Genomic DNA, 24,383 nt, shown 5'->3' with positions numbered 1-24,383 from the left:
CACAGCCCCGTCCTCAAAATCCAGAATCAGGCCGTGCGGCTCCCCCTCAGTCGCGAACAGAGCCTTCTTCCGCTTCCAGACGAGGGATCAGGAATTCAGCGCTCCGCACGCCGCACTTCAGAAAAATCCTGAGCCAGAACCTCCGGAGCGCACAATCCGCCAGGTTCCGTACAGCCCGGAACCTGAGGATAGAGCACGACAGGCAGCGCCTTCCCATCCAGATCACGCAGAGCCTGCGGAGTCTGGGACTGGATGAAGACACGGATACGGCGCTCCCCGGTTCCATTTCCATACACCGCAAATCCCAGGGCAGATCCGATGGGAATCTCATCCTCGGCATAGCCGGGAACACGAAAATGAAAACCCAGCATGGTCTGCAGGGGACCGATCGTGTCGTCATGCCCCATATAAAGCCTGAATGCAGGCCCACCCTCATCCCGGAGATCCTGAAGCAGCCGCGCCCTCATCTCGCGAGAGAGCGGTTCGGCCAGAGCGCGGGGACGCACCACCGCTTCCAGCATGCCAGCGTGCAGGGCGCTTAAGGTCCCGAGGTCGCCCACATCCAGAACACCTGACGGTGTCTGAACCAGCGGCTTTCCATCGAGATAGGACAGCATGAGTGCTTCGGACAGGGAAGACGCCTGCGCGACCGGCCCCGTAAGAACAAGCTGGTGCCCCGTCGCATCCACACCAACATGCGCAGGCGCGCTCAGAAACCCACAGGATGCCGGACCACAATCCAGCACACGCCCCAGCAGTTTGAGAGCCTCACCTTTCGCACGGAAAATGCGATCCGCATCAGGCAGTTGCGGAATAATCGCAGACATATCAAAACGCGCCGGATCAGCATCCAGCGGAGAAAAAAGAACATCCGGCTGACCAGACGGCTTGTGCATGACCGTCATTGAACAGCCCGGCATGAAGCCACGCACAAATGCCTCAGCACTGGCGATAGTCCGCGGGGAGGAATTGGCACGGACCGCCACAGCGCCGGCGGACGGACAGGCTTTCGCCGGTATCAGTCCCGCTTGCGCCATCCACACCCGGTCAAATGTTCCAAGCGCCGTCATGCCCAGCGCCCCATGAGGCGTCAGATCCCCCGGAGCCCCACTCCACTGCGGCCATCCCCCTGCAATCCCAACGCCCGCAGGGACCTGCCCGGCAAGCGGAGAACGGATTCCATGCCGCATCACCATGATCATCCGCTCGAGGTGAAAATCGCCTTTCGCAGGCGTCTCGATCAAACGGGACTGACAATCGGCCGGCGCGGAGACCGGATTGCAGCGAACAGCGGCATTATCGAGAAATCCGACATGATAACCGCTCCATCGCGCGGGTTCGGAATCGGGGTAATCCGTACTGACAATCTGCGCTCCACTGGCCAGCATCGCATCCCGACGCCCCACATCTCCCGAACGTCCCTCAACGGTGTCGGCATCAGAGCGTGTCCGTATCAGAAAATGACGGCGTACCAGCGTTGCGATATCGCCCCCCGGCCCGTCATTCATCTCGGTGAACGCCGCATCCGGCGCATTCGGATCAGCATTCGTAAAAGCCACCCGCCCGCGCAGCGCGGAATGCCCTCTCAGATACAAGCTCCGGTCACTGCGCTGATCCAGCAGAAACACGACCTTCCCCCGCGCCTGCCCCATCGAGGGCCACCCCTTCGTGAGGATCGCGCTGCGCAGATCGGGAGCCTCTCCCCGCACATCATCCGGCATCAGAAGCTGGGACGGCGAAAACACACTCCGAATGGCCGAATCAAGCGCATCGAATGTCGCCGCATCAAAAGGCTCAGCTTCCGTCCCGCCGGTAATATCGTTGTGCTGCTCCACTTCGAGAATAACGAAAACCGGTACATGCCCCGGATGCGCGACAGACCATTCCCGGATCTGGCTCAAACACTGAAGCAACGGCTGGCACGTCGCGTGCTGGTCAATGTCCGGAATGTGCATGACCTTGAAACCGGGCTGACGCATGATCGTCTGATCGGAAGGCGAAAGTGGCCACACATCTTCCGGAACACCAGGCCGATGCGGACTGGCAAAGCGGCCGCCCGCCGTATCCGCATAGATATCCAGTTCAAGCTGCCGGACACCCCCATCAAGCTGCGCGGCCAATGGCGGATGCTGGTAGTCCAGTTCCCGCACAAGGTCGGGTGCGGATGCCAGAAGCCGGGACCGGATCGCAGGATCAAGACCGGCATGATAGCTGTTATGGGATCCGATGATCTGAATCTGATCCAGACGCAGACTGTCCTGCGGCGTTTCCGCCATGGCCGTCGCCGCTATCGAGACATCCCCCGCAGCCATGAGAGCGATAGCCAGACGCGAAGCAACGGGGAAAGAAATCATGGCTCTGTTCCGCAATAGAATCCGGACGATAACGCTATCCGGACAAATGAACGTCACGGCACCCGCCGCAACAGAATAAAGACAACCGTCCGGATCCCAAGATCCGGACGGCGCATGTCATGTCCCGGAAATCAGAAGCGATAACCGGCGTTCAGGAAGAAGGTCCGCGATGTCAGGATATTCTGCGGAACCGCATTGCTGTGCCGCCCGATCGTCAAACGATAGAAACGGTTCACACCCAGGTTCTGGGCCGAGAAATCCACATGCAACCGCTTGGTCACCGCATATCCCAGATGCGCATCCAGATTCAGGCTCGGCTGTACCCAGGCATCAAGCGAACTGCTGTTCAGGTTCGTCTTGAAGTTGTTCGGCGTTCCCCACAGACCGTATTCGTACAGATAGGCATCCACAAAACGCCAGTTCAGATCGAACTGGAACGGCCCCTTGTTGTAAAACGCCCCCGCATTGGTCATCCAGCGCGGCGCATCCTGCATGTTTTCCGTTGAACTGAGATAGGCATTGTTCAGATGGGCCCGCGACATTTCCCATGTCGCCGTCCCGCGCACTCCCAGACCATCAAACGGCGCGGGCAGCCCCTTGAACTGATGCTCGAACGCGAATTCGAGACCAAACAGCGTCGCACTGCCACCGTTTTCAGGATGGGAAACGCTGTTGGCAATTCCTGCCGTGGTGGTCTCGTTATTATACGAACCACCATTATCATAAATATAATTGGAAAGCTGCTTGTAGAACCCGGCCAGCGAGAAGCTCGTGGTCGAACTCGGCATCCACTGCCAGGACAGATCGTAATTGACAGCCGTCGTCGCCTTGAGGTTCGGATTACCCGTCGTAATGCTCAGCGTTCCGTCATCATTGCGGGTAATCTGCGAGCCACCACTCAGCTGGAAGAAGGACGGCCGCGTATAGCTTGTCCACACCGATGCACGATAGACGATATCCTGCCGCGGACGATAGGTCAGATGAATGCTCGGCAGCGCCTTGAAGTAATGACTGTTGGTCGCCGACCAGCCATAATGGGCATCCGCAGTCGAGACACCTTCATTGCCACTGGCCCAGTAGGTGTTATGCAGATCTGACTGCTCGAACCGGATACCGGGAACGACCTGCAATTTTCCGAAATGCATCTGGGCGGAAACATACCCGGCATAGACGGTTTCGGTCCCCCCGATCGTGTTCCCGTTCCAGGCATCCTTGTCCATGTATTTCCAGTTATAGGGATCCGCCAGATAGTTGCTGAGCAACGCGGAACGGCTGATGGTCGGAGTATAGAAATTATACGCCCCCGGGATCAGAGAAGAGAGGCTCCCATCCACCAGTCCGGTCTGCGACAGCGTGCCACCGGCAGGATAGGCGCCAGAGCCCCCGTTATCCTGACCTTCCGTGTCACGGTTGATGTAATTCCGCCAGCTCGTCTGATACTTGAAGCCCGCAGAAATCGTGTCGATATGGAACCTGTCAAGACGATAACTCATATCGAGCGACGTCCCCGTACGAAGCTGCCAGGCATCTGACTGGACATATTCGCCGCGGTTATGCGTCGGAAAATCCAGAGTGCCGTTCGCAACAGCGGCCTGCGCAGACGTCAGCCCGACAGTCGGCATACCATCCTTGTAAACGAAATTCGGCGCGCCATCGAAAGCCGCAACACCCGACTGCCAGGCCGATGTTTCGATATGATCGCGGCTGATGGTGCCCCAGCTCAGGAAAGCCGAAGGCGAAATGGAAAACCGTCCGAGCTTCTTGTCCATGCCCAGCTTCATGGTGCCAAGCTGCTCAAGCGTCGGATTTGTTTCGTACCAGTAATGGACATTTGTCCGGGTGATCGACGGCGCATAGGACCCGTCCGCCTGCTCGACATAGGAAATCATGCCAGCGCTGGACGCACCGCTGTCATTTCCGTGAATCGCGACCTGATAGATGTCCTGCTGCGTGTCGGAATAGGATTCCGTGCCCTGAAGATAAACCCGCGTCGAACTGTCCGGACGCCATTCAAAACCCGCAGTACCACCATAGCGTTTCGTCACACCGATACTGGCCTGCGGATCAACGCCAAACAGCTGGAGACTCTTGACCGGATCCTGCCCCGGATAAAGATCGCCCTGCGCATCCATGGCACGCGACACACCCCATTCACCACCCGAATAGGTCTGCTCGCCGGCCGCGAAATAGCGCTGATTGTAATATCCGCTCATGTAAAACCCGAACTGGTCGGATTTTCCGAAAACGGAGGAAATTTCAGCCGCACCATTTCCGCCAATGGCACTCGCACCGTAATCAGCGGCCTTTTCGTTATACTGCCCCCCAAGCTGGAGAGAGCCATGCGTTCCATGTCCGTAATCAAACGCATTCGGCATTTCAAAATTGACGATACCGCCAATGGCATCTCCATCCATGCCAGGGGTCAGCGTCTTGTTGGCATCAATCCTGAAAAATCCGGTCGGCGGCAGCAGATCCAGCGAAACCGTCCGGCTGAACGGCGCAGCTTCCGCGACATCGATACCGTTGATCTGGTTGATATTGTACTGCCCGTTCATCCCACGCAGCGACACCGTGGCTCCCGTGCCGCGGGCGGCCGTATCAATACCGCCGAAATTGCCCTGCATGCTGGTCGGCATGACGGTCACACCCGGCAATCTGGCCAGCGCTTCCGTCACATTCTGGGCCGGTAGCCGTGCGAGATCTTTCGCACTCAGGCTCATCATTTCATTCTGCGCCTTGAGCTGCCGTCCCGAAGACGTCCCGAACCCCGTGACATGCACCTGTTCCTGATCATGGCTCACCAGATCACTGGGCGGAACATGAGCAGCCTTGGCAGCAGGCGGAGCAACAGCAGGCTTTGCCTGCGCCGCAGCAGGCGCCTGATGCGTTTTCACGGCCTTGCGGGTATGGGTTTTCTTGAGCGACTTCGTTTCAGCGGCGGCCGGCTGCCCAAGCTGGACCCCCACGATCACCACAGGAATAAGACAGCTGAACGCCTTCCAGGGCGACTGCTGCCGGTACGATTTGGACATCAGGACTTCTCCATGGAGCGCGCGAACAGCTTCCCCATCCGGAGATCCTGTCCACACATTGATTTCTGCTAGGGGTAAGCGCCCTCAGACGGGCGACATGCTGGTTTTTGCAACCTCGATGATCTGCCGGCACAGGGTCAGATCAGCGAGCGCATTGGAAAAGGGATCGACAAGCGGCGCACCCGTCACGACCGCGTCGTGAAAAGCGACCAGCTCCGCATTGAACGGATCCTGATAATAAGGACCATATTCCGTAACGCGGTTCTCGGAACCAACGGTTTCCTGGAAGGTGACACCCGCCGGAAGATTCCGGATGTAAGGGGTGTCGTAACGGACCTGAAGCCGCTGCGTATTTGAAAGCACCTCAATGGACGATTCAAACCGCGCAACATCGTCGATCAGACATTCATAGGAAGCAATGAAGCTTCCATAATCAAACCAGATACTGATTTCCGTCCCCGTAGCGCCAAAATGCGCCGCGAGAACACGTTCCGGGCTGCCCAGCAGGACACGCATGGCCGAAAACGCATGAATTCCCAGCCCGGTCAGAACCTCGTACCCCCGCAGAAGCGAGGGAGGAGCATCGGCTCCACAGACGGAAAGAATTGCGTCTCTTCGCGCCTGCCGCCCAGCGACCAGCAGATCGTCCGGAATGTCACCATCCGGCACGGCAACCGACGTCACCTGCCCGAAAAACCACGGCCCCTCACAGATAACATCCCGGATACGGACATGACGGATTGGTCCGAGTTCAGGCAGAAGCGCACGCGCCTTCTGGAACGCCGGAGCGTAACAGCGCATGTAACCCACCATCCCCACGCGATCCGTCCGTTCGAAATCCTCGTTAAGAGGCCTGAATTCTGCTTCCGTCAGACATGCCGGCTTTTCGAGAAAAACATGCAGCCCTGCAGCAAAGGCCTTCCGTGCATGTTCCGCATGATACTGGTCCGGACTGAGGATCATGACGGCATCGAACACCCGGTCCGCGAAAAAATTCTCAATATCCGTATGGATATGCGGCACCCCCCAGTGGCGCCCGACAGCCTGCGCCACTGAAGGAGACGGATCATAAATCGAAACGACATCAAACCGATCCGACAGCTGGTGAAGAATCGGGAGGTGAATGAGCTGGGCCACTTCGCCAGCACCAATCAGCCCGAGGGTAAGCCGTCTCACCATGATGAATGATCCTTGCCGCGAATTAATTTCCTGAAATTGATTTATTTGAGAGAACCCCCGTTTAGCAACGGTAACTTGATGAAACTATCATGACACCCAAAAACCCTATTCGAACAGGCCGGGAAAATACCTCTTCCTGCTGCCAGGAGGTATATAAAACAATTTATTTTCAACTATTTACTCTCAATAACCATTTAAAGGAGTAGCTTTTTTCGCGAAAGTTTCACTTTACTTTTTCACAGACAGCATCAAAGCCTGATTGCGAACGGAACGTCCGTTCCAAGAACGAAAACCGCATCAGAAAACACCTAAAAGGTGAGAAATTTCAGGAATAATCTTCCATTTCAATGATTAAATCTTTTTATTTGATTAAATATTTTCCCAGAATCCTGTTTTCATCCGCTCATCCCCACCATCCCGGAGACAGCTTCAGCCCTCCCGCATCGCAAAAAAAACTCTTACCGGATTTATTCCATTCTGAATGTCAGTTTTCACGATGAAACCACGGATGTGTCATGCCAGCCTGCCCTGCTCCCATAAGCTCAAGGCCTGAAACCCCGATGGCATGCACATGCTCTTCAATGCGTTCCTATAAACAGGCGATCAGGACCATGACTGCCTTGACCGTCTTTGCGCTGGGCGCATTTCTTCCTGCGCCGAATGCCTGCGCAAAAAACCCGGAAAAACAGCACAACGCCATTGTGTCTCTGCAAGACCAGACGACCCTGACACTCCACCCCCTCATGAACCGCTACGAAACTGCCAACCATTCAGACTGGCGGGATCTGCATGCCTGGCAGCGTTTCGTGACGGTCAGTACGCTGTCGGATTATGAAATCATGTCGAGGAGTACCCGCTTTCACGACAGCGCCCTCCGTGCGCTCCAGAACCGTCAGGGGCTGGACGGAAACGACGATGACCTGTGGGTCGCGCAGGCGGACCTCGACATGGCACGCCTTACACACAGCCCGGCCCAGATCCAGGATGCACGCAGAATTTTCAATACCATCGCCTCGAAATACTGGGACGGGCGTTGCGGTGGCGGCGTATGGTGGGACCATGCACGAACCTACAAGAATGCCATTACAAACGAACTGTTCCTAAGCACGGCAGCCCGACTTTATCGCTTCACGCATGAACAAGCCTACCGAGACTGGGCCCTGAAAAGCTGGTCCTGGTTCCGCCACAGCGGAATGATTGACGCCGACAACCTGATCAATGACGGGCTGGACAACCAGTGCCGAAATAACGGCGGCCCGGCATACAGCTACAATCAGGGCGTAATCCTTGATGGATTGCTGGAAATCTCGGCCCTGACAGAAGACGGCGCGCCACAACAGACGGCATCGCGAATTGCATTGGCCGCCATCAGGGCCTTCACGCCTTCTCCCGGAACATTCCAGGAGCCCGGCGGCCCCATGAACACGGATGCAAGAATTTTCCGCGGCATCTTTGTCCGGGCACTCGGCCACGTTGCAGCTTCAGAAGTCGACAATACAACGCGCACCAGAATTGCGGACTGGCTGTCACTGCAGGCCCGGTCCGCCTGGCACAGCAGAAAACTGGACGCCCTCACCAGCGACACCTGGAACGACCATCCCTTTCACGCCTCAGCGCAGGGACAAATCACCGCAGCCTCTCTCTTCATGGCCACCGCCCTTTCCCGGGGAACAGAAACGCCGTGAGCAGGAGAGGACAGGTCGGACACCCTGTGCATCGGAAAAATATATGGGCAGGGGCTCTCTGCGGGCTCCTTCTTGCCGGAACAGCTGCTACTTGTCCTGCCACGGCCGCCACGCTGACCGTTTTCTGCTCATCCAGCGGAACCGAACTGTCCCTGTGCCATCACGCCGTCCAAAGCTGGATGGAAAAAACGGGCCATGAAGTCCGGGTCATCGCCCTCCCCTCCGACTGGGGAACGGTCCTCCCGCTCTACCGTCAGCTGCTCTCAGCCCATCATCCCGTCGCCGATGTCCTGATCCTTGACAGCACCTGGATCGGAGCTCTGGCCCCGCTCCTTCTGGACATTCCCCCCACCGACGATGACGCGGCCACCCGGCCGCCGCCCTTTCAGATTGAGGGCCGACAGGTCGCACTGCCGTGGTACCGGGACATCGGGCTACTGTTCTACCGTCGCGATCTGCTTGAGCGCTATCACCTGCCGGTCCCGACACGCTGGAGCGATCTCGAACGAACCGCCACACTAATTCAGAATGCTGAATATCAGAGGGGCCACCCGGTCTGGGGCTATGTCTGGCAGGGCCGGACCTCGGAAAGTCTCGTCTGCAATGCCCTGGAATGGGACGGCGCGGAAAATCCTGTCGGAACCGATGGTACAGTCAGAACCAGCCTGCCCGGCCTGCAGCGCGCCCTCGAGCGTGCCACCCGCTGGGTTGGTACAGTCTCGCCCCCGGGCGTCCTCAACTACGACGAGGAAAATGCCCGCGGCATTTTCCAGTCCGGTCATGCAGTCTTCATGCGGAACTGGGTCTATGCCTGGGCCCTGGCCAACAACCCCGACAGCCCCGTTTCCGGAAAGATCGGCGTCGCCCCTTTGCCCCGAGACACGCAGGATGCCCCGAGCGGCATAGACGGCACAGTCTATCTGGGGATCCCCCGCAATACGGCACACCCTGCCGAAGCCCTCTCCCTGCTGCATTATCTGACCAGCGAGACCGTTGAACGCCATCAGGCGCTTGCAGGTGGCTATATCCCGGCCCGCACATCTCTCCTTGATGATCCTGAAATCCGCAGCGCCATTCCCATCCTGGACACCGTTCGCCCGGCCCTCGCATCCCTCGGACTCCGGCCAGTCGCACAGACCGGAATCGACTATCCCCGCGTCTCGTGGATCATGGCGAACCACTTCAAGGACGCCCTGCGCAGCACACACCCGTCGCCGCAGACGCTCACTTCTCTCGTCTCCTCACTGGAGCAGCTTGCCATGCTCGGTCAGTGGACGCTTTCCAACTCAACGATCGAGAGGCACAGACCATGACCATCCGAACCGCCACGGCCCCTGATGCATGGGGCGTCTGGTACGCCAGTGACCCGAAACAGACCCCGTGGGAGCGTTACCTCGATGAGGTCGCAGCCTCCGGTTACAGCTGGACCGAACTTGGTCCGTGGGGCTACCTCCCGACTGATCCCGCGCAGCTTCAGGACGCGCTTTCCAGCCGTGGCCTCGGCCTCTGCGGCGCAGCGGTCGTTCATCCCCTGACCGCACCGGATGCCCTGGAAACCCTGCGTGACAGACTGCGCCCGCTGTGCCGAACCCTGGTCGCCACCAACACGCCCTGGCTTCTGCTGATGGATGATTCAGACGTCTATCTCACCCCGGAAGCCCGGATCACCACCCCGGAAATCTGGAAACGCATGATGCATGTCATCACGACGGTTGCCCGGGAAATCCGGCATGAGCATGGTCTGCACCTCCTGTTCCATCCCCATATCGGCACCGCCGTCGAAACCGAAACGGAAATCCTCCGTCTGCTGAACGACACCCCTGCCGATCAGGTCGAGCTCTGCTTCGATTTCGGCCACCACGCCTATACGGGAGCGGATGCACTCGCTTTCATGCGCCAGCATGCATCGCGCATCCCGTATTATCATTTCAAAAATCTGGACGAAGCCATCCATGCCCGGGCCATGGCGGCCGGAACACCTTTCATGGAAGTCTTCCAGAATGGTGTGATGTGTGAACTGGACAAAGGCATTCTGGACTTCACCGAGGTCGTGGATTTCCTGCGCAAACAGGACTTCGACGGCTTCGTCGTCGTCGAGCAGGATATGTATCCCTGCCCCCCTGACAAACCCCTTCCCATCGCACGCCATAACAGAGACGTGCTGAAACGGCTCGGCCTGTGACCCCTTCCCTGTCCCGATCTCCCATTCTCGGAATTGATATTGGCGCCACCAAGATCGCGGCCGGCATAGTCAATCCGTGTACGGGAGAAATATGCTTTCTCACCCGCATCCCCACGCGGCGTCACGTCGCTCCCGGAGAAATCGTCTCCGACATCACCGCTATCGTGGCACAGGTCATGGATGCGGCCCGGCGGGATGCCCACGGTCCCGATGACATGCCCCAGGCCGCAGGCATTGCCGTTCCGGAACTGGTGGACATCACAGGACAGATCCGGAGCGCCTGGAACTTCCCGCTCCCCGATCTCACCCGCACCATCCACGAACATACCGGCCTCTCCGTCCGGCTGGAAAGCGATGTCCGGGCCGGGGCCTTTGCGGAAGCCCGTTTCGGGTCCGGCCAGTCCTGCGACAGCTTCGCCTATTTCTCCCTCGGATCCGGGATCAGCTATACGCTGTGCCTGAACGGGCGCCCCTACAGGGGCACACATGGTTTTGCCATCCATTTCGCCAGCTCCAGCCTTGCGGTCCCCACGGAAGACCGCTCCCGTCTCAGCATCGCCATCCCCGAGGATTTTGCATCCGGGCTGGGGATGGAGCGTCTGTGGGCCGCGCGGGGCGGCGAAAAACTGGAAGAGGGCGTCCATACGCTCGAAACCCTTGCCTCCGCCGGAGACAGCCGTGCAAAAGGCGTCATCGAGGACGCCGCCGGCATGACCGGCCGCCTCATCGCACAGGCCGTCAACATGCTTGATCCTGAAAAGATCGTTCTGGGCGGCGGTCTTGGATGCTCGGAAGGATTTTACCGCCAGAAACTGGAGGAACATGTCCGCGCCAATATCTGGGAACGCTCCTGTGCGGACATTCCCATCCTCATCGCCGGACTGGGGGAACAGTCCGGAATCATCGGTGCAGCACTGAGCGCGCTGGCGGCGGACTGACCATCTCCCATGCTGACTGTCCTGCTTCCAAAACGGTTTGACTGGCGCCCCTGGGCTCTTGTCGCGCCGGCACTGATCGTGCTGATGGCGGTCACCGCAATTCCGTTCGCCCGAACGATCTGGCTTGCCTTCCATGATGACCCACACGGCTTCATGCAGGCACAGCCGGGATGGAGCTTGACCAATTTCCGGGTTCTTCTTCAGGACAGGGCCTGGTGGACCGCCGTCAGCACGACGCTGCTTTTCGCAGCCGGAGCCGTCATCAGCGAAACCTGCGCCGGTCTGGCGATTGCCATACTTCTTCAGGGCTACAGTCTGAAACTCCGGGGAATCCTGCTGGCCGTCATCCTTCTGCCCTGGGCCGTTCCCTCCGTCGTGGCCGCCCGTTTGTGGAACTGGATGCTCAATGACCAGTACGGCATCATCAACGCGATGCTCGTCCGGCTGGGCCTGCTGCATCAGGGCGTTGCATGGACCACCCATCCGCGCAGCATGGTCGCCGTCATGATCGCCATAGATTTCTGGCAGGCGACCCCTTTCATGGCGCTGCTTTCCCTTGCCGGATTACAGTCCATCCCCACCGATGTTTTCGAAGCTGCAAAACTTGATGGCGCCTCACCCTGGCAGCGCTTCATCTCCATCACCCTGCCCCTCGTTGCCCCCGTCCTGTCCATAGCCGTGCTGTTCCGTCTGCTGGATGCCCTGCGGATGTTCGATCTGGCCAGTGTGCTGTACGGAACGGATATGAGTGGCATGACCCTCTCCGCCTTCGTGCAGAGCCAGATCGTCCAGTTCGGAGCACCGGGTTACGGCGCAGCGTCGGCGCTTGGAACCCTCGGCATCATCGCTCTTGCAGCTTCGCTCTATGGTGTGTGCCTGAAGATTCCGGGGTGGATACGCTCATCGTGAGACTCACAACAGAGATGCTGGTCACAGGACGTCTGGTCGCGATGGCCTTCATCATCCTGCACACACTGTTTCCACTCTACTGGGCCCTCGTCACATCATTCCGTCACGGAACCACACTTTTTTCCACAGCTCTCTTCACGTTCCCCGACCTTGAAAACTACAGAAAAGTCCTCGGCGGTCCCGAACTGTGGCGGGAGACGTTCAATTCGGTCCTGTGCGCCGGTTCCGTTACGCTCATCTCGCTTCTACTCGGCATTCCGGCAGCCTATGCCCTCGGTCAGATGAGTTTTCCCGGGCGCCGGCTGGTGCTTGGCCTCCTGCTGCTCTGCTCGATGCTGCCCCAGATCGCCATCCTGTCCGGCCTGTTCGAACTGATCTCAGCGCTGGGGCTGTATGATCACGTCGAAAGCATCATTTTTGCCGACCTGTTCTTTGCCCTTCCCTTCACGATCTGGTTATTGACGGGTTTTTTCCGGGACCTCCCCCCCGAACTGGACGACGCGGCAAAACTGGACGGCTGCAGCCTGATGCGCCGGATCTTCAGCATTCACCTGCCCCTGGTCTGGCCGGGAATTGCCGCCACTGGACTGCTGAACATCATGACGTGCTGGAACGAGTTTCTTTTTGCCCTGACCTTCACACTCAACGACTCAGCCCGTACCCTTCCGGTCGGTATCGGACTGATTTCCGCTCCAGGCCGGTTTGAACTTCCTTTCGGGACCATCATGGCCGCATCCCTTCTCGCAACCCTCCCCCCGATCCTGCTCGTCCTGTTCTTCCAGAACCGCATTGCCTCCGGCCTGACTGCGGGGGCTGTCAAATGAACGAAAACACCCGATCCGACGGCGCCGGGCAGGCCTATTCCCGGATCTACAACCGTCGCCTGATCTTCGAACTCCTCCATCAGGCCGGCCCCCTGAGCCGGGTGGACATCGCGGACCGTATCGGCCTCAAGCCGCAGACAATTTCCGGCATCACCCGTGAGCTCCTGACACAGGGCCTCATTCACGAGGTCGGCAAATCCGTTGGCCAGCGCGGACAGCCCCAGACCTATCTCGCCCCCAATCCCGACGCCGGATATTCGCTGGGCATGCATGTCGATCAGGGACGGATCTCGATTGTCCTCGGCGATCTTCTGCTGAACATCCGGCAACGGATCGAATGGATAGGCGAGACAACCGATCCCGCAGCCACGACGACCGTCATGGCCCAGCTGGCAGAGACCATGATTCTCGAAAGCGGGATCGAAAAACAGAAAATCTGGGGCATTGGCCTCGTCCTGCCAACACTCAACGCGGATACCTACGAAGCCGAAATGACCATGCCCGGATGGGATCTGTGGCGCGGCTTTGACGTGGCCGGAAAGCTCGGAGCCCTTCTGGACCTGCCCGTCCTGATGGAAAACGACGCCACCGCGGCCGCCATGGCTGAACTGTTCTCCCATCCCGGAACCCCGCCCCGCAATGCCGTTCTGGTCTATATCGGATATGGCACCGGGGCAGGCATCGTCGTGGACGGAATGCCCATGAAAGGCGCCCGCGGGAATGCAGGCGAACTCGGCCTTCTCCCGCTGCCTCTCTGCCTTCCCGACAGTCCCGGCGGCGTGATCGATGATCAGCTTTCGCTCCATGCCATTGCCCGCATGCTGCACTGTCCGGTGGCGGAACTGACCCCCGAGGCGATCGGCAACCTGCATGCCAGCCGTGACAGCACTCTCATGCACTGGATGGAAACAGCGACGAAGACCCTGCGCTTCCTCGTAGCAATCATAGAAACTGCATTCGATCCCGAAACAATCTTACTGAGCGGCGGATTTCCGGCATCGGTTCTCTCGGCACTGGTGGAACGAGCCTATCCCCTTCTGCCCTCGCTGAGTGCAACCCGGGATCGCGAATTACCGCGCCTCACCACAGCGACCCTTCTCACGGATGGTCCCGTAATCGGCGGGATGACATTGCCGGTCTTCGTCAACACGAAACCGGATTTCCGCCATCTCTATATCCGCCAGGTTGGCAGCGACGAACGCCCGTTCGATCATCGATAAGGATCTAGTCCCGCATCTCGGGAGGCCCGCTCTCTATAATGGCATCAAGATCAACCTTGAGCGCCTGCGGATCGAACATCCCTTTCCGACCAATGAACACAAGTCGGGTGGCGGGATCGGACCGGGCCTTCTCCGGTGCCTGCCCGATGGTAATCCGGGATCCTGTCATCTGAAGCAGCAACGCACGCTGCGGAGCGGTCGCGAGATAAAGGATACCTTTTGCCCGAAGCAGCACCGGAGCATGGCGTTCGATCACCGCGCGAAATCCTGTCAGGTCCAGCGGAGATCCCCATCGCCACTCAAGGCTGACGAAATCATCATCAATGCTCTCCCCTTCAATCCGGAAAAGGGATTTTTCCGTTTTCCGGTCCAGAGGACGAAAAAGCCCCTCATGCGTCAGCAGGCTGTCTGAAAAAGGCAGGACCGGTATCCCCGGCCCAATTTCCCGGAACCGCTCTTCTGCATCCCTGACACCAGCTTTTCCAAGCTCGTCCGTATGGGAAAGAACGATCATGTCCGAAGAGAGAATCTGCTCCTTCCACAGAGGATCTTCAGTCACCCTGGCCTGCGCGACCACATCGGCAGCGTTCACGACACAGATCACCCCTTCAAGGGCCGCGTACTGCCAGAGAATGGGATCTGCCAGCGCCCTGCGCATTTCCTGAAGCTTCGAAACCCCGCTGCATTCGATAAAAATGGCCTCAGGCAACGGCCGACGGGACAGCAGCATCCTCAGCATGGAAAACAGATCAGCCTGCAGGGAACAGCAGATGCAGCCATTCCTCAGCGCCAGCACGTCCTCTTCCCGCCGCTCCACCAGCAACCCGTCGATATCAATCGCGCCGAAATCATTGACGAGAATGGCGAGACGCCGGTGTTGCTGCGCCCTGAGCAGCCGGTTGAGCAGCGTGGTTTTCCCGGCCCCAAGAAAGCCGCCCACCACATGCACCGGAACGGCCGCAGCCTCTCCCAGACCAGATCCCCGGCTCACACCACCCCGCAATGTCCACGGACAGGCTGTCCCGGGAAAGCGTCCCGGTTGAGTTCGCCCCCGGAAATCACGGACTGACCATTGACCAGAAGATAACGAACCCCTTCCGAAGAGCGGTTCATGGCCGCGAAATCCGCACGATCCGTAATCGTATCCGGATCGAACACGACAATATCGGCATCACACCCTTCCTGAAGCCGCCCTTTCCGGCGCATCTGCGGAGAGACAGTCTCCAGGATTTTCGCTGGGCCAAGCGAACAGCGCCGCATGGCCTCGCATAACGAAACCCTGGAGCGCTCACGCAGATATTCCCGCAAAAACCGCGAAAAAGTCCCAGACGAACGGGGATGGGCCACCGCCGTCTCAGGCAGAGGCCAGTCCAGCCCCTCGTAAACGGAACCATCCGGAAGCGTCCAGGGCATGGCGTCCGAGGCAATGACCCCGCCCGGATAAAGAACCGACACATCCAGCAGATCCTGCGCCGACGGGTCACTCTCCACATCCAGAAAATGCCAGAGCACGAGCGTATCAGGCCGCTCCCTTTGCACGCCCAGAACCTCTTCACGGCTTTCAAACCGATGCCCGTCATCGACCCGCTGGATTGCCGTATAGGGACTGCCCGTCCGCTCCCGGAACGCCACCTCACCGAAAAGCGGCGACCCGATCACCGTGGAACCCGTTCCATACGGATAGGCCTCGACCGTGATGTTCAGCCCCTGCTTCTGTGCCATGGACACAAGCTCTGCCGCTTGCCGGATATCCAGCAGACTCGTGCTGTTGAAATGACAGATATGCATGTGCGCGCCGGTCGCACCCGCATACCCGATCAGACGGGTATAGGCCTCAATGGAACTGCGCGGATCGATATTCGAGGAATAGGCGATATGCGTATAGGTCGGCACCTCATGACGCTTCGCCAACGTACAGAGCTCCACGAGTTCCTTCGCACCGACGCCAGGAACATAGGCGTGGGGAATACCGATCCCCACCCCCCCTTCCGACAATCCCTGTCCGACCAGCGACAGAATATCCCGCAGTTCCGAAGAACTCGCCGTATTCTCGCTCCATCGGGGATCATCGTAACACTTCCCCATGAACGAAAGAGAAGGCTCCACCGGCCGGCCGATCATCGCGCTGATCCGCGCGAAGGCCCACGCCACCGAGGCCCCGTAATTCAGAACCCGCCCTTGTTCCTGCTGGCGCGCATACCAGTCAGAAACCGGCAAAATCCCGACTTCCAGTTCCAGAGAGGTCGTCACCCCGTCAAACGCCTGCATGCGATCGGAGGCCACACATTGCCCATGGGCGTGAAGGTCGATGAAGCCTGGGGCCACCACGAGCCCGGTCGCATCGATTTCATGCCGGGCCTTACCGGAAACAGCACCGACACGCTGGATGATCCCGTCCTGCACCGCCACATCGCCGACCTGCTCCAGCCCCGTTTCCGGATCAACCAGCAAACCGTTACGGATCACGAGATCAAACACGTGCGCCCCCTTTCACAACATCCGGACTGTCCTCAGTGAGACAGGTCCGAAAACAGCACCAGCAGATCCTCGATGGCGGGCGCGATGCTGGCCACAGGCGTGCGCTCGTTCAGGCCATGCATGAAGGAATCCGAGTTCTTGATGAAAATCGGGCTGATCCCGTAGCTCGGCACATCATGGGAGCGGAACCACATGCTGTCACTCGCCCCTGAAGACAGCGCAGGGAAAACGGCCACCCCCGGATAGGCAACCTGCATCCCATGCTCGATCGCCTTGATCACATCCGGACGCATCGGAGACGCGGCAGTCTGAACCGATCCTTCCGTCGCATCCTCGATCTTCATGGACGGATCCTGCGCAGCCTGACGCAGTTCTTCCATAATGGCTGTCCGCGGATGGCCCGGGAAAATCCGGCAGTTGATGTCGGCTGTCACCTTCTGCGGCAGGGCATTCAGCGCATGACCGCCCTCGATCATGGTCACGACGCAGGTCGTTCCGATACGACCAATATAAGACGGGTCTGAAGACAGCGTACGAATGGCTTTTTCATCCGCAGGGTTTTTCGCAAAAGCCTTCATGGCAGCAGCCATCTCCGGCTTCTGCCAGCGCGCGGCATTCAGGAAATAGCTGCGGCTGAGCTCGTTGACTTCCGGTTTGAAACGGTGCTGCTGGATCCGCAGGAGATCAGCCGCAAGCTCGTCGATCGCATTCACCGGACGCGGCTCGGAGGAATGCCCCCCCGGATTGGTCACGGTCAGGCGGAAATCGGCATAATTCTTTTCCGCACCTTCCCAGGTGAAATAATCCGGCTTGCCCGTCTTCTCATCGAGCGTCCCGTTCGCGCCGTCCATGTTCAGCACCAGTTCGGCATTGGAGAGCTTGTCCGCGATGATGGCACCCGTCGCCATCGTGGTCTCTTCATCCCCCGAAAACTCGATGATGATATCGCGCCGCGGCTTGTACCCCTCGCGTTTGAGCTCCAGAAGAGCCGCAATCGCCAGCGTGTCATCCAGCTTCATATCCGTGGAGCCGCGGCCCAGAAGATAGCCGTTCTCGATCTGCGGCTTGAACGGATCATGCGTCCAGTCCGATGCCTTGGCTTCCACGACATCCATGTGCCCTGAAATGACCAGCGGCTTGAGGGACGGATCCTGCCCCGGCCAGCGGGCGATCAGATAAGCCGTGTCCTTGTAAGGCGTGATCGTAATATCGGACGGGGCGAAACCGCCCTTGACCAGCGCATCGCGGAACAGCGCGGCCACTTGCGGCGTCTGGTTTCCCGGCCCAGCGACCGAGCGCAGCGCAATGGATTTTTCCGCCAGCTCCAGAGCCTGGTCCGCCGCAGCCTGATGATCCGCCGGAGCACTCAGCGCCTGGGCCACCATCAGATCGCCAGCCAGCAGCAGAAAGCCGCTTTTCAGCAGGGCCTTGCCCATCCGCTTCCGAGAAAGCCGCGTCCGCTTGAATACGTTCATGCCTTACCCCTTTTGATGCCCTGAAAATCCAGAGACGAAACCACGATCAGACGCCGCCTTCCTACTCCCGGCGGGAACATCATTTCGCAGGAAAACGTTTTTTATTCACATCGTTCCTCGATGCCACGACATCGATTTCGACCAGCCAGTGCGGATTGGTCAGATGAGGAACCTCGATAACGGTCCGGGCCGGAAAACCGCTTCTGAACCTGGCCCGATAAGCCTGCATCATGCCGTCGAAATCCATGTGACCCAACTGCGGATCGGCCACCAGATAGACATGCATCTGCACGACATCCTGCAATGTCATCCCGAAATGCCCGAGTGCCGCCGAGATCTGATCCAGCGCACTCCGTGTCTGCTCCTCAGTTGTCGTGCCGGACGCCCTGTCCGGCGCAGGCCCCAGACCGGAGACATAAACTGTCTCCGCTCCTGCCGGGACCTGAACAGCAGCCGAAATCGGAAAATCATCCTTCGGATCAGAATAACGCTGCACGGTCTGCGCCCACGCAATCTGCCCACTCCCTGCTACCCCGACAACAAGCAGACCGACCTGACAGTACCGACGCCACACGCGCCGCCGCATATCAGCAGGAAGACGGACGGGAGACATCACCGACACTGCTCCTTCGGGATACGACCGCATAGAACAGACTGGTCACAACCAGACTGACCAGCCAGGAAACATCCACCTTGTGAAGATAGGGGACGAAAAATCCCGTAAAGAATTCATTCTTCAGGAACGGGATTTCAACGAGTACGCCGAGAACATAACTTCCGACCGCAGCCCAGTTTACATAGCCATATATGCCCCCGTCCTTCCGAAAAAAGGACTCAACATCATAATCGCCATGACGCAGGACGTAGTAATCGTACAGATTAATCGCCGTCCACGGCACCATGACAGCCATCAGGATATCCAGAAAAGCCGCATAGGACTTCATGAAGCTGTCCGCCATGCCCAGCGCGAAAAACAGCGACAGACCCAGCAGCGCACAGGTCAGGACCACACGGCTTCTCAACGCTGCCCGCCATTCAGGCAGAAAGGTCTGAATGATCGTGATGCTCGACAGCGCTCCGCAATAGACACTCATGGCATTGGCCAGGGCAATGGACAGGGACAGAACCACCAGAACCGGCGCGCCCCACACTCCCGCCAGATGACCCAGCGACTGCACCACGCTTTCGCCAGGCCACTGCAAGACCAGAAAGGCCCCCAGGACCATCGGCAGGATCGTACCCAGAACAGTCCCCCCATAACTCGCCCAGAACGTGTTCCGGACGGACAGACTGTCCTCAGGCAAATAGCGCGATGAGTCGGAAACATACGGCGCATAGGCAATCTGCCAGAGTGCCGCGATCGAAAACATGCCGCAGAAACCGGCGACCGAGCCATGCAGTTCCGTCAGAAGCGTGACCGGCATGTGCCAAAACCCGACCACCAGACAGTACATGACCGCAATGCCGGACAGCCATGTCACGGCCTTTGAACACGCATGGATCGCCCCATACCCCAGAATACAAGGGACGAGACTGATAAAGGCCAGCAGCAGAACCGCCGGAACCCGCCCCAGCACAGGCAGGGCATCGTCCAGCGCTTCACCGCCCACGACACAGTTCGAAGCCGCGAACCCGATATACATCAGCACGACCAGAACAATGATCGGAACTGCTCCCCAGACGCCGAACTGTCCGCGGCTCTGCACCATCTGCGGCACACCCAGAACCGGGCCCTGCGCGGCATGGAGCGCCATGAAAACCGCGCCCACCAGGTTGCCAGCAATCACCGCGACAATCGCCCAGATCAGGGACAGATCGAAGATCTTTGGTCCCAGCGCTCCGGTTACGATCGTCAGGAGCGTCATGTTCGTACTGAACCAGACCGTAAACAGGTCGCGGACACGTCCATGCCGGTGTTCCGTCGGGATCCGATAGATCGTATGAACCTCGACGGACTGGTGGAATTCAGCCCTGCGCACCTGTTCCGTCATCAGAATTCAGCCTTGAACGTGCCATAGTACTGACGCGGCGCACCCACAAGGAACGACTGGTAGTCGCCCGACATCGGCACACCCGTCTCACCCATCGTGGAAATATACTTCGTGTTCGTCAGGTTATAGACATTGAACTCGAAGGTCAGGTTCTGGACGAAATCCAGACTTCTGGAATATTTTCCAAGGTTGCCGAAGCGGTACCGCGCACCCAGCGTCTCAATCCAGTAAGAGGGAATTTTCATATCCCCTGTATAGCTGTAATTGCGCGTGCCAAGGAACTGGGTATCGAGATGCGCCGAGAAGTTCCGCCACTCATAGGCCAGGCTCGCCTTGTACATGAAGCGCGGATACGCAACGATCTGCTGCCCCTTGATGTGATAGGTCGTCCCCGCTTCCGTAACGTTGTTGTCATAGGTCGCATGGTTGTAGCTGATGCTGTTGTACAGCGAGAGCCCCTTGACGGGCATCAGCGTCAGACCGGCATCCACGCCATTCATGGTCACGCCACCCACATTCGCAACCGTGGACACCGGGTTGACGATTGAACCCGACGTCACCTGCTGCAGACGGTTGTGGAAATTCGTTCTGTAGGCATGCACGGACGCCAGAGCGTATTTGTGCGTGAAACGATAGCCGACTGCAAAATTCCAGTCCGTCTCAGGCTTCAGACCACCATTCTGCAGCAGTTGGTTATACGCGGACTGTGAAACGGAAAAGGGGGATGCCCCTTCCTTGAAGGCCTGCACAGGATAGGACTTCACGTTCTCCGCGATATCGAAATAAAGCTCGTGATGCTTCAGGAAATGCCAGTCTCCACTGATATGCGGCAGAAACGCCTTGGCCGTCGTAATGCTGCCGCCTGCGATCTGGCCAACACCCGTATAGCTCTCATCATTGGCATACTGCCCACCCCGCACCGTCTGCAGAAGCGACTTGAAGCCGAAATGCAGGGAAAGGTTGGGCAGAACGTGATACGTGTCCTGAACGAAAGCCGTAAAGCTGTTGGAATTAAGGTTCTGCCCCCACAGCGTGGCGTAAGGATCGGGAAGTTCCCCGACCGAATTGACAGGCTTGGCCTTCCCGGATTCCACATCCGAAAGCAGCGGTTCCTGATAACCGAAACGTCCCACATCCGTATGGAAGTTTTCATACCACACGCCACCGCTGATATCGTTATGTGCGATCTGGTAATGAAGAGCGGACGTAAAACCAAAGCGCTGGGAATGCGTCACGGTCGCCTGATCGATCAGCGGCGCACCATTGGGAGAGGAAACATACGGGTTCGCCCAGGTTCCGCGCAGATACTGCCCGTGACCGTACACCACGCTTTCCCACCGCAGCCGATCCGTCAGGGCCAGATTGGCTTTCAGACCACCCAGATAATCACGCTCAACCAGTGCGCCATCGTAATAGGAGGCATCCCACGGATCGGACATCTTGGAATAACCCGCCGGCAGCGCACCACCCGGCAGACCGTTTGCCGAAAGCGCAGACAGATAGGCTTTCTTGTAGGCGTTAGGCGTGCCGTAAAAGTTGTCGATCCCGTATCCGCCATTCTTGAGCATATCGAAGGACATGTCCTGATACAGATAGCTCTGCGTCAGGTTGTAATCGAAGAAAGACGAAATACTGCTGCGTTCACCAATCGGCTGCACGAACTTGGCGTTGACCTGCTGACCAAACTGGTCGCCGCCTCCTTTCCACTTATCCTGCGAATTGCGCATGTAGGAGACGTAAAACCGCGTGCCACTCTTGTTGAGATCGCCACTGTCCATCCGCAGAAACGTATGAAAGCCGCTGTTTGAGCCGAATGTCTGTGACGCCAGACCACCCGCCTTGTGCTTGGGGTCGGAAGAAACATACTCGACAGCACCGCCCAGATTGCTGGTGCTGGCAACGGATTCAGCCCCCGCTCCCATGGAAACATCCATTCGCCCGACATTCTCGGCCGAGATCGCATTGACGGAGTTCAGACCATTGAAGGTATGGAATTCCTGATCGCCCAGCGGAATGCCATCCAGCGTCATGCCAATCTGGTTCTGCAGGAAGCCATGCATATAGAACTGGGTAGACCAGGTATCCATGCCCTGCGGATCATCGGACTGGAACATGACGCCCGGCTGACGCGCCAGAACCTTGAGCGGATTTGTGCCCGGCACCGCATCCGCCAACGCTTCGGAAGAGACTGTCGTAACGGCACCGTGAGGAACGTGATGGGCCGTCACCTGCATGCTCTCGCTTTCCAGCGCCTCACGCGCCGTCGCACGACGGGCCCGCGCGGCTTTCGAGCGGACAGGCGCTACCGGAGCAGCCTTGCCAGCATTGTGATGGACGACGGGACGGGTCTGCTTCTTGGGATCTGCCGCCTGGGCCGCGCAGCAGGAAAATGCCGTCGATGCGAGAACCCAGACCAGAAACGAAGATGCACCCTTTCGTTTCAGATCCGACTGAGATCTGCTTCCTGAGACGGGAAAACAACAGGCATCCTGATCCGGTGATGGAATGTTATTCTTGGACATCATATTCCCGTACTTTCCCAAAGCAGTCGTTTGAAGGAGACACCATCAGTCACTGACAGGCTACAGAGGAAACCGAAAGGCATGCGGCCTTTTCGGGATAGACCATGTCATTCCGGAAAAAGGTTGTCTATGTCTATTCTGATATCGAACTGGTTTTTTGGAAATTCTTCCCCTTCAGCAGACACCATCCCCACATCACTTTTCGCCCCAAACGCCTTAAAATATCCCCTTCTATCAATATCCTATTCTTTCCGATCGCGCCCTTGGCCAGAACGGAAAACACCCCTGAAAAAAGCGCGTGAAAAGGCCTGAAAAACACGTCCAGAGCCCCTTCATCCTCTGGATATCCCAAAGAATCTATGGTTGTATTTACAAGTTAAATGATCCCGTCTCACACAGCCCCCAGCACCTTCTTTCCGTGGAGCCATCGCATGAACACCGCCCCTGAATGCCAGACCTCTCCCCTCTCTCTGGCCCGGGCTGAAGTCCGTCAGTTGCCGGTCTATAATGCAGGCCTGTCAGAAGACGCCGTGCGGGCAAAATACGGCATTCCGCGGATCACCAAACTGGGCAGCAACGAAAACCCGTATGGGCCGTCTCCCGCGGCTCTAGAGCACTGGACCGAAATAGCCTCCAGCCTGTTCCGCTATCCGGACGCGTCCGCCGAGGGGCTTCGGGAGGAACTGTCCCGTCAGACCGCAATCGACACGGACCGGATTGTTATCGGAAACGGCTCTGAACAGATCATCCGCATGATCTGCGAAGCCTTCCTGTCTCCCGGAGACCGCCTCGTCACGGTTCTGCCCTCCTTCGGGCTGCATCTGATCTGGCCGCAGATGATGGGGGCCAGGGCAGACGCCATTCCCATGACGGCAGATGCCCGTTTCGACCTACCGCGGCTGCATCAGGCCGTAACATCCGGACCTCTCAAGGTGCTGATGTTCTCGAACCCGTCCAATCCCGTCGGCTGCATGATGACAGGAGAGGCCATGCAGAACCTGATCGACGCCTGCCCGGCGGATACGCTGATTGTCATCGACGAGGCCTACTGGGAATATGCGCGCTCCAGCCCGGACTATGCCGACAGTCTCGCCATTCTCAGAAAACAGTCGCGTCCCTGGATGGTTCTGAGAACATTCTCGAAAGCCTATGGTCTGGCCGGGCTGCGGGTCGGTTACGCACTGACGTCGGATCCCGGCCTCACCGCCGTCATGACCCGCGTCCGCGATCCGTTCAACAGCAATAGCGCAGCGCTGGAAATGGCCCGGCTGAGCCTGCTCGATCAGGAACACATGCACAAAACGGTGGACGCAACCCTGGTCGAAGGCAAAGCGCTGAAAGCGGCTCTGGAAGAGCGCGGCTATTTCGTCGCACAGTCCTTCGCCAACTTTCTGTTTTTCGACGCCCGAGAATCCGCGTCAGCCCTCGCCGAACGCCTTCTCGAACAGGGCGTCATCGTCAAACCCTGGAAGGAAAAGGGCTACGAAAACTGGATCCGCGTCAGCATTGCGCGCCCCGAAGACAGTCAGGCTTTCCTTGAAGCCTTCGATCGCGTCCGTCAGCCCTCCCACTCCTCCGCAGCCTGAGAAGGAAC

17 protein-coding genes are annotated in these 24,383 nt (G+C 58.4%); 8 read left to right on the top strand and 9 right to left on the bottom strand.

Features of this window, described 5'->3' with window-relative positions; translation table 11 throughout:
• Positions 1 to 95: 95 nt before the first annotated feature.
• The 3 genes from GLS_RS13510 to GLS_RS06460 form a co-directional block, all read right to left on the bottom strand.
• Positions 96 to 2,354 carry a Ca2+-dependent phosphoinositide-specific phospholipase C gene (locus GLS_RS13510; protein ID WP_148295901.1) on the bottom strand — a complete coding sequence of 753 codons (2,259 nt, stop codon included), beginning with the start codon at positions 2,352 to 2,354 and terminating at the stop codon, positions 96 to 98.
• Positions 2,355 to 2,485: 131 nt separating this feature from the next.
• A complete protein-coding gene (locus GLS_RS06465) occupies positions 2,486 to 5,386 on the bottom strand; it encodes a TonB-dependent receptor (RefSeq protein WP_148295900.1) in 2,901 nt (966 codons plus the stop codon).
• A gap of 84 nt (positions 5,387 to 5,470) precedes the next feature.
• Entirely contained in the window at positions 5,471 to 6,565 is a 1,095-nt protein-coding gene (locus tag GLS_RS06460; protein WP_041111618.1) for a Gfo/Idh/MocA family protein, read from the bottom strand.
• A 611-nt stretch (positions 6,566 to 7,176) separates the two neighbouring features.
• Between GLS_RS06460 and GLS_RS12970 the strand changes: the two genes are divergently transcribed.
• The 7 genes from GLS_RS12970 to GLS_RS06425 all read left to right on the top strand — a co-directional run bounded on the left by GLS_RS12970 (position 7,177) and on the right by GLS_RS06425 (position 14,323).
• Positions 7,177 to 8,250 (top strand): glycoside hydrolase family 76 protein, encoded by a 1,074-nt coding sequence (locus tag GLS_RS12970; RefSeq protein ID WP_226986529.1) that lies wholly within the window; start codon positions 7,177 to 7,179, stop codon positions 8,248 to 8,250.
• 179 nt (positions 8,251 to 8,429) lie between these two features.
• A complete protein-coding gene (locus GLS_RS06450; RefSeq protein ID WP_226986528.1) occupies positions 8,430 to 9,563 on the top strand; it encodes an extracellular solute-binding protein in 1,134 nt (377 codons plus the stop codon).
• Positions 9,560 to 10,432, top strand: a complete 873-nt coding sequence (locus GLS_RS06445) for a sugar phosphate isomerase/epimerase family protein (RefSeq protein ID WP_041111617.1) — start codon at positions 9,560 to 9,562, stop codon at positions 10,430 to 10,432. The genes GLS_RS06450 and GLS_RS06445 overlap by 4 nt, the downstream gene beginning before the upstream one ends.
• Positions 10,429 to 11,370: an ROK family protein gene (locus tag GLS_RS06440; protein WP_041111616.1), complete on the top strand. Its 942-nt coding sequence runs from the start codon at positions 10,429 to 10,431 to the stop codon at positions 11,368 to 11,370. Before GLS_RS06445 ends, GLS_RS06440 begins: the two co-directional genes overlap by 4 nt.
• Positions 11,371 to 11,379: 9 nt before the next feature.
• Entirely contained in the window at positions 11,380 to 12,279 is a 900-nt protein-coding gene (locus GLS_RS06435) for a carbohydrate ABC transporter permease (RefSeq protein WP_052327505.1), read from the top strand.
• Entirely contained in the window at positions 12,276 to 13,103 is an 828-nt protein-coding gene (locus tag GLS_RS06430) for a carbohydrate ABC transporter permease (protein ID WP_226986527.1), read from the top strand. Before GLS_RS06435 ends, GLS_RS06430 begins: the two co-directional genes overlap by 4 nt.
• Positions 13,100 to 14,323, top strand: a complete 1,224-nt coding sequence (locus GLS_RS06425) for an ROK family transcriptional regulator (RefSeq protein WP_041111615.1) — start codon at positions 13,100 to 13,102, stop codon at positions 14,321 to 14,323. The genes GLS_RS06430 and GLS_RS06425 overlap by 4 nt, the downstream gene beginning before the upstream one ends.
• 4 nt (positions 14,324 to 14,327) lie before the next feature.
• Here GLS_RS06425 and GLS_RS06420 read toward each other — a convergent pair whose 3' ends face one another.
• The 6 genes from GLS_RS06420 to GLS_RS06395 all read right to left on the bottom strand — a co-directional run bounded on the left by GLS_RS06420 (position 14,328) and on the right by GLS_RS06395 (position 22,792).
• Positions 14,328 to 15,314, bottom strand: a complete 987-nt coding sequence (locus tag GLS_RS06420) for a CobW family GTP-binding protein (RefSeq protein WP_052327504.1) — start codon at positions 15,312 to 15,314, stop codon at positions 14,328 to 14,330.
• Positions 15,311 to 16,801 carry an amidohydrolase family protein gene (locus GLS_RS06415; protein ID WP_041111614.1) on the bottom strand — a complete coding sequence of 497 codons (1,491 nt, stop codon included), beginning with the start codon at positions 16,799 to 16,801 and terminating at the stop codon, positions 15,311 to 15,313. The genes GLS_RS06420 and GLS_RS06415 overlap by 4 nt, the downstream gene beginning before the upstream one ends.
• A 32-nt stretch (positions 16,802 to 16,833) precedes the next feature.
• Positions 16,834 to 18,237: a M20/M25/M40 family metallo-hydrolase gene (locus tag GLS_RS06410; RefSeq protein ID WP_080691997.1), complete on the bottom strand. Its 1,404-nt coding sequence runs from the start codon at positions 18,235 to 18,237 to the stop codon at positions 16,834 to 16,836.
• A gap of 118 nt (positions 18,238 to 18,355) precedes the next feature.
• Positions 18,356 to 18,889: a RidA family protein gene (locus GLS_RS06405; protein ID WP_052327503.1), complete on the bottom strand. Its 534-nt coding sequence runs from the start codon at positions 18,887 to 18,889 to the stop codon at positions 18,356 to 18,358.
• The gene (locus tag GLS_RS06400; protein WP_052327502.1) at positions 18,864 to 20,267 is read right to left on the bottom strand and encodes a purine-cytosine permease family protein; all 1,404 of its coding nucleotides are present in this window, start codon (positions 20,265 to 20,267) and stop codon (positions 18,864 to 18,866) included. Before GLS_RS06400 ends, GLS_RS06405 begins: the two co-directional genes overlap by 26 nt.
• Positions 20,267 to 22,792, bottom strand: a complete 2,526-nt coding sequence (locus GLS_RS06395) for a TonB-dependent receptor (protein WP_041111613.1) — start codon at positions 22,790 to 22,792, stop codon at positions 20,267 to 20,269. Before GLS_RS06395 ends, GLS_RS06400 begins: the two co-directional genes overlap by 1 nt.
• A gap of 428 nt (positions 22,793 to 23,220) precedes the next feature.
• Here GLS_RS06395 and GLS_RS06390 point away from each other — a divergent pair, with 428 nt between their 5' ends.
• The gene (locus GLS_RS06390; RefSeq protein ID WP_041111612.1) at positions 23,221 to 24,375 is read left to right on the top strand and encodes a histidinol-phosphate transaminase; all 1,155 of its coding nucleotides are present in this window, start codon (positions 23,221 to 23,223) and stop codon (positions 24,373 to 24,375) included.
• Positions 24,376 to 24,383 lie beyond the last annotated feature (8 nt).

The organism is Gluconobacter oxydans DSM 3504, from assembly GCF_000583855.1.
Taxonomy (GTDB): Bacteria; Pseudomonadota; Alphaproteobacteria; order Acetobacterales; family Acetobacteraceae; genus Gluconobacter; species Gluconobacter oxydans.
The sequence above is the reverse complement of the archived record's forward strand: the minus strand, read 5'-3'. Positions and strand labels throughout refer to the sequence as shown.

Excerpts from the sequence above, each read along its gene's own strand:
- GLS_RS06460 (WP_041111618.1), bottom strand. The coding sequence starts at position 6,565 with ATGGTGAGACGGCTTACCCTCGGGCTGATTGGTGCTGGCGAAGTGGCC.
- GLS_RS06405 (WP_052327503.1), bottom strand. The coding sequence starts at position 18,889 with ATGTCTCCCGTCCGTCTTCCTGCTGATATGCGGCGGCGCGTGTGGCGT.
- GLS_RS06395 (WP_041111613.1), bottom strand. The coding sequence starts at position 22,792 with ATGATGTCCAAGAATAACATTCCATCACCGGATCAGGATGCCTGTTGT.
- GLS_RS06390 (WP_041111612.1), top strand. The coding sequence starts at position 23,221 with ATGAACACCGCCCCTGAATGCCAGACCTCTCCCCTCTCTCTGGCCCGG.
- GLS_RS13510 (WP_148295901.1), bottom strand. The coding sequence starts at position 2,354 with ATGATTTCTTTCCCCGTTGCTTCGCGTCTGGCTATCGCTCTCATGGCT.
- GLS_RS06465 (WP_148295900.1), bottom strand. The coding sequence starts at position 5,386 with ATGTCCAAATCGTACCGGCAGCAGTCGCCCTGGAAGGCGTTCAGCTGT.
- GLS_RS06445 (WP_041111617.1), top strand. The coding sequence starts at position 9,560 with ATGACCATCCGAACCGCCACGGCCCCTGATGCATGGGGCGTCTGGTAC.
- GLS_RS06400 (WP_052327502.1), bottom strand. The coding sequence starts at position 20,267 with ATGACGGAACAGGTGCGCAGGGCTGAATTCCACCAGTCCGTCGAGGTT.
- GLS_RS06425 (WP_041111615.1), top strand. The coding sequence starts at position 13,100 with ATGAACGAAAACACCCGATCCGACGGCGCCGGGCAGGCCTATTCCCGG.
- GLS_RS06435 (WP_052327505.1), top strand. The coding sequence starts at position 11,380 with ATGCTGACTGTCCTGCTTCCAAAACGGTTTGACTGGCGCCCCTGGGCT.
- GLS_RS12970 (WP_226986529.1), top strand. The coding sequence starts at position 7,177 with ATGACTGCCTTGACCGTCTTTGCGCTGGGCGCATTTCTTCCTGCGCCG.
- GLS_RS06410 (WP_080691997.1), bottom strand. The coding sequence starts at position 18,237 with ATGGGCAAGGCCCTGCTGAAAAGCGGCTTTCTGCTGCTGGCTGGCGAT.
- GLS_RS06450 (WP_226986528.1), top strand. The coding sequence starts at position 8,430 with ATGGAAAAAACGGGCCATGAAGTCCGGGTCATCGCCCTCCCCTCCGAC.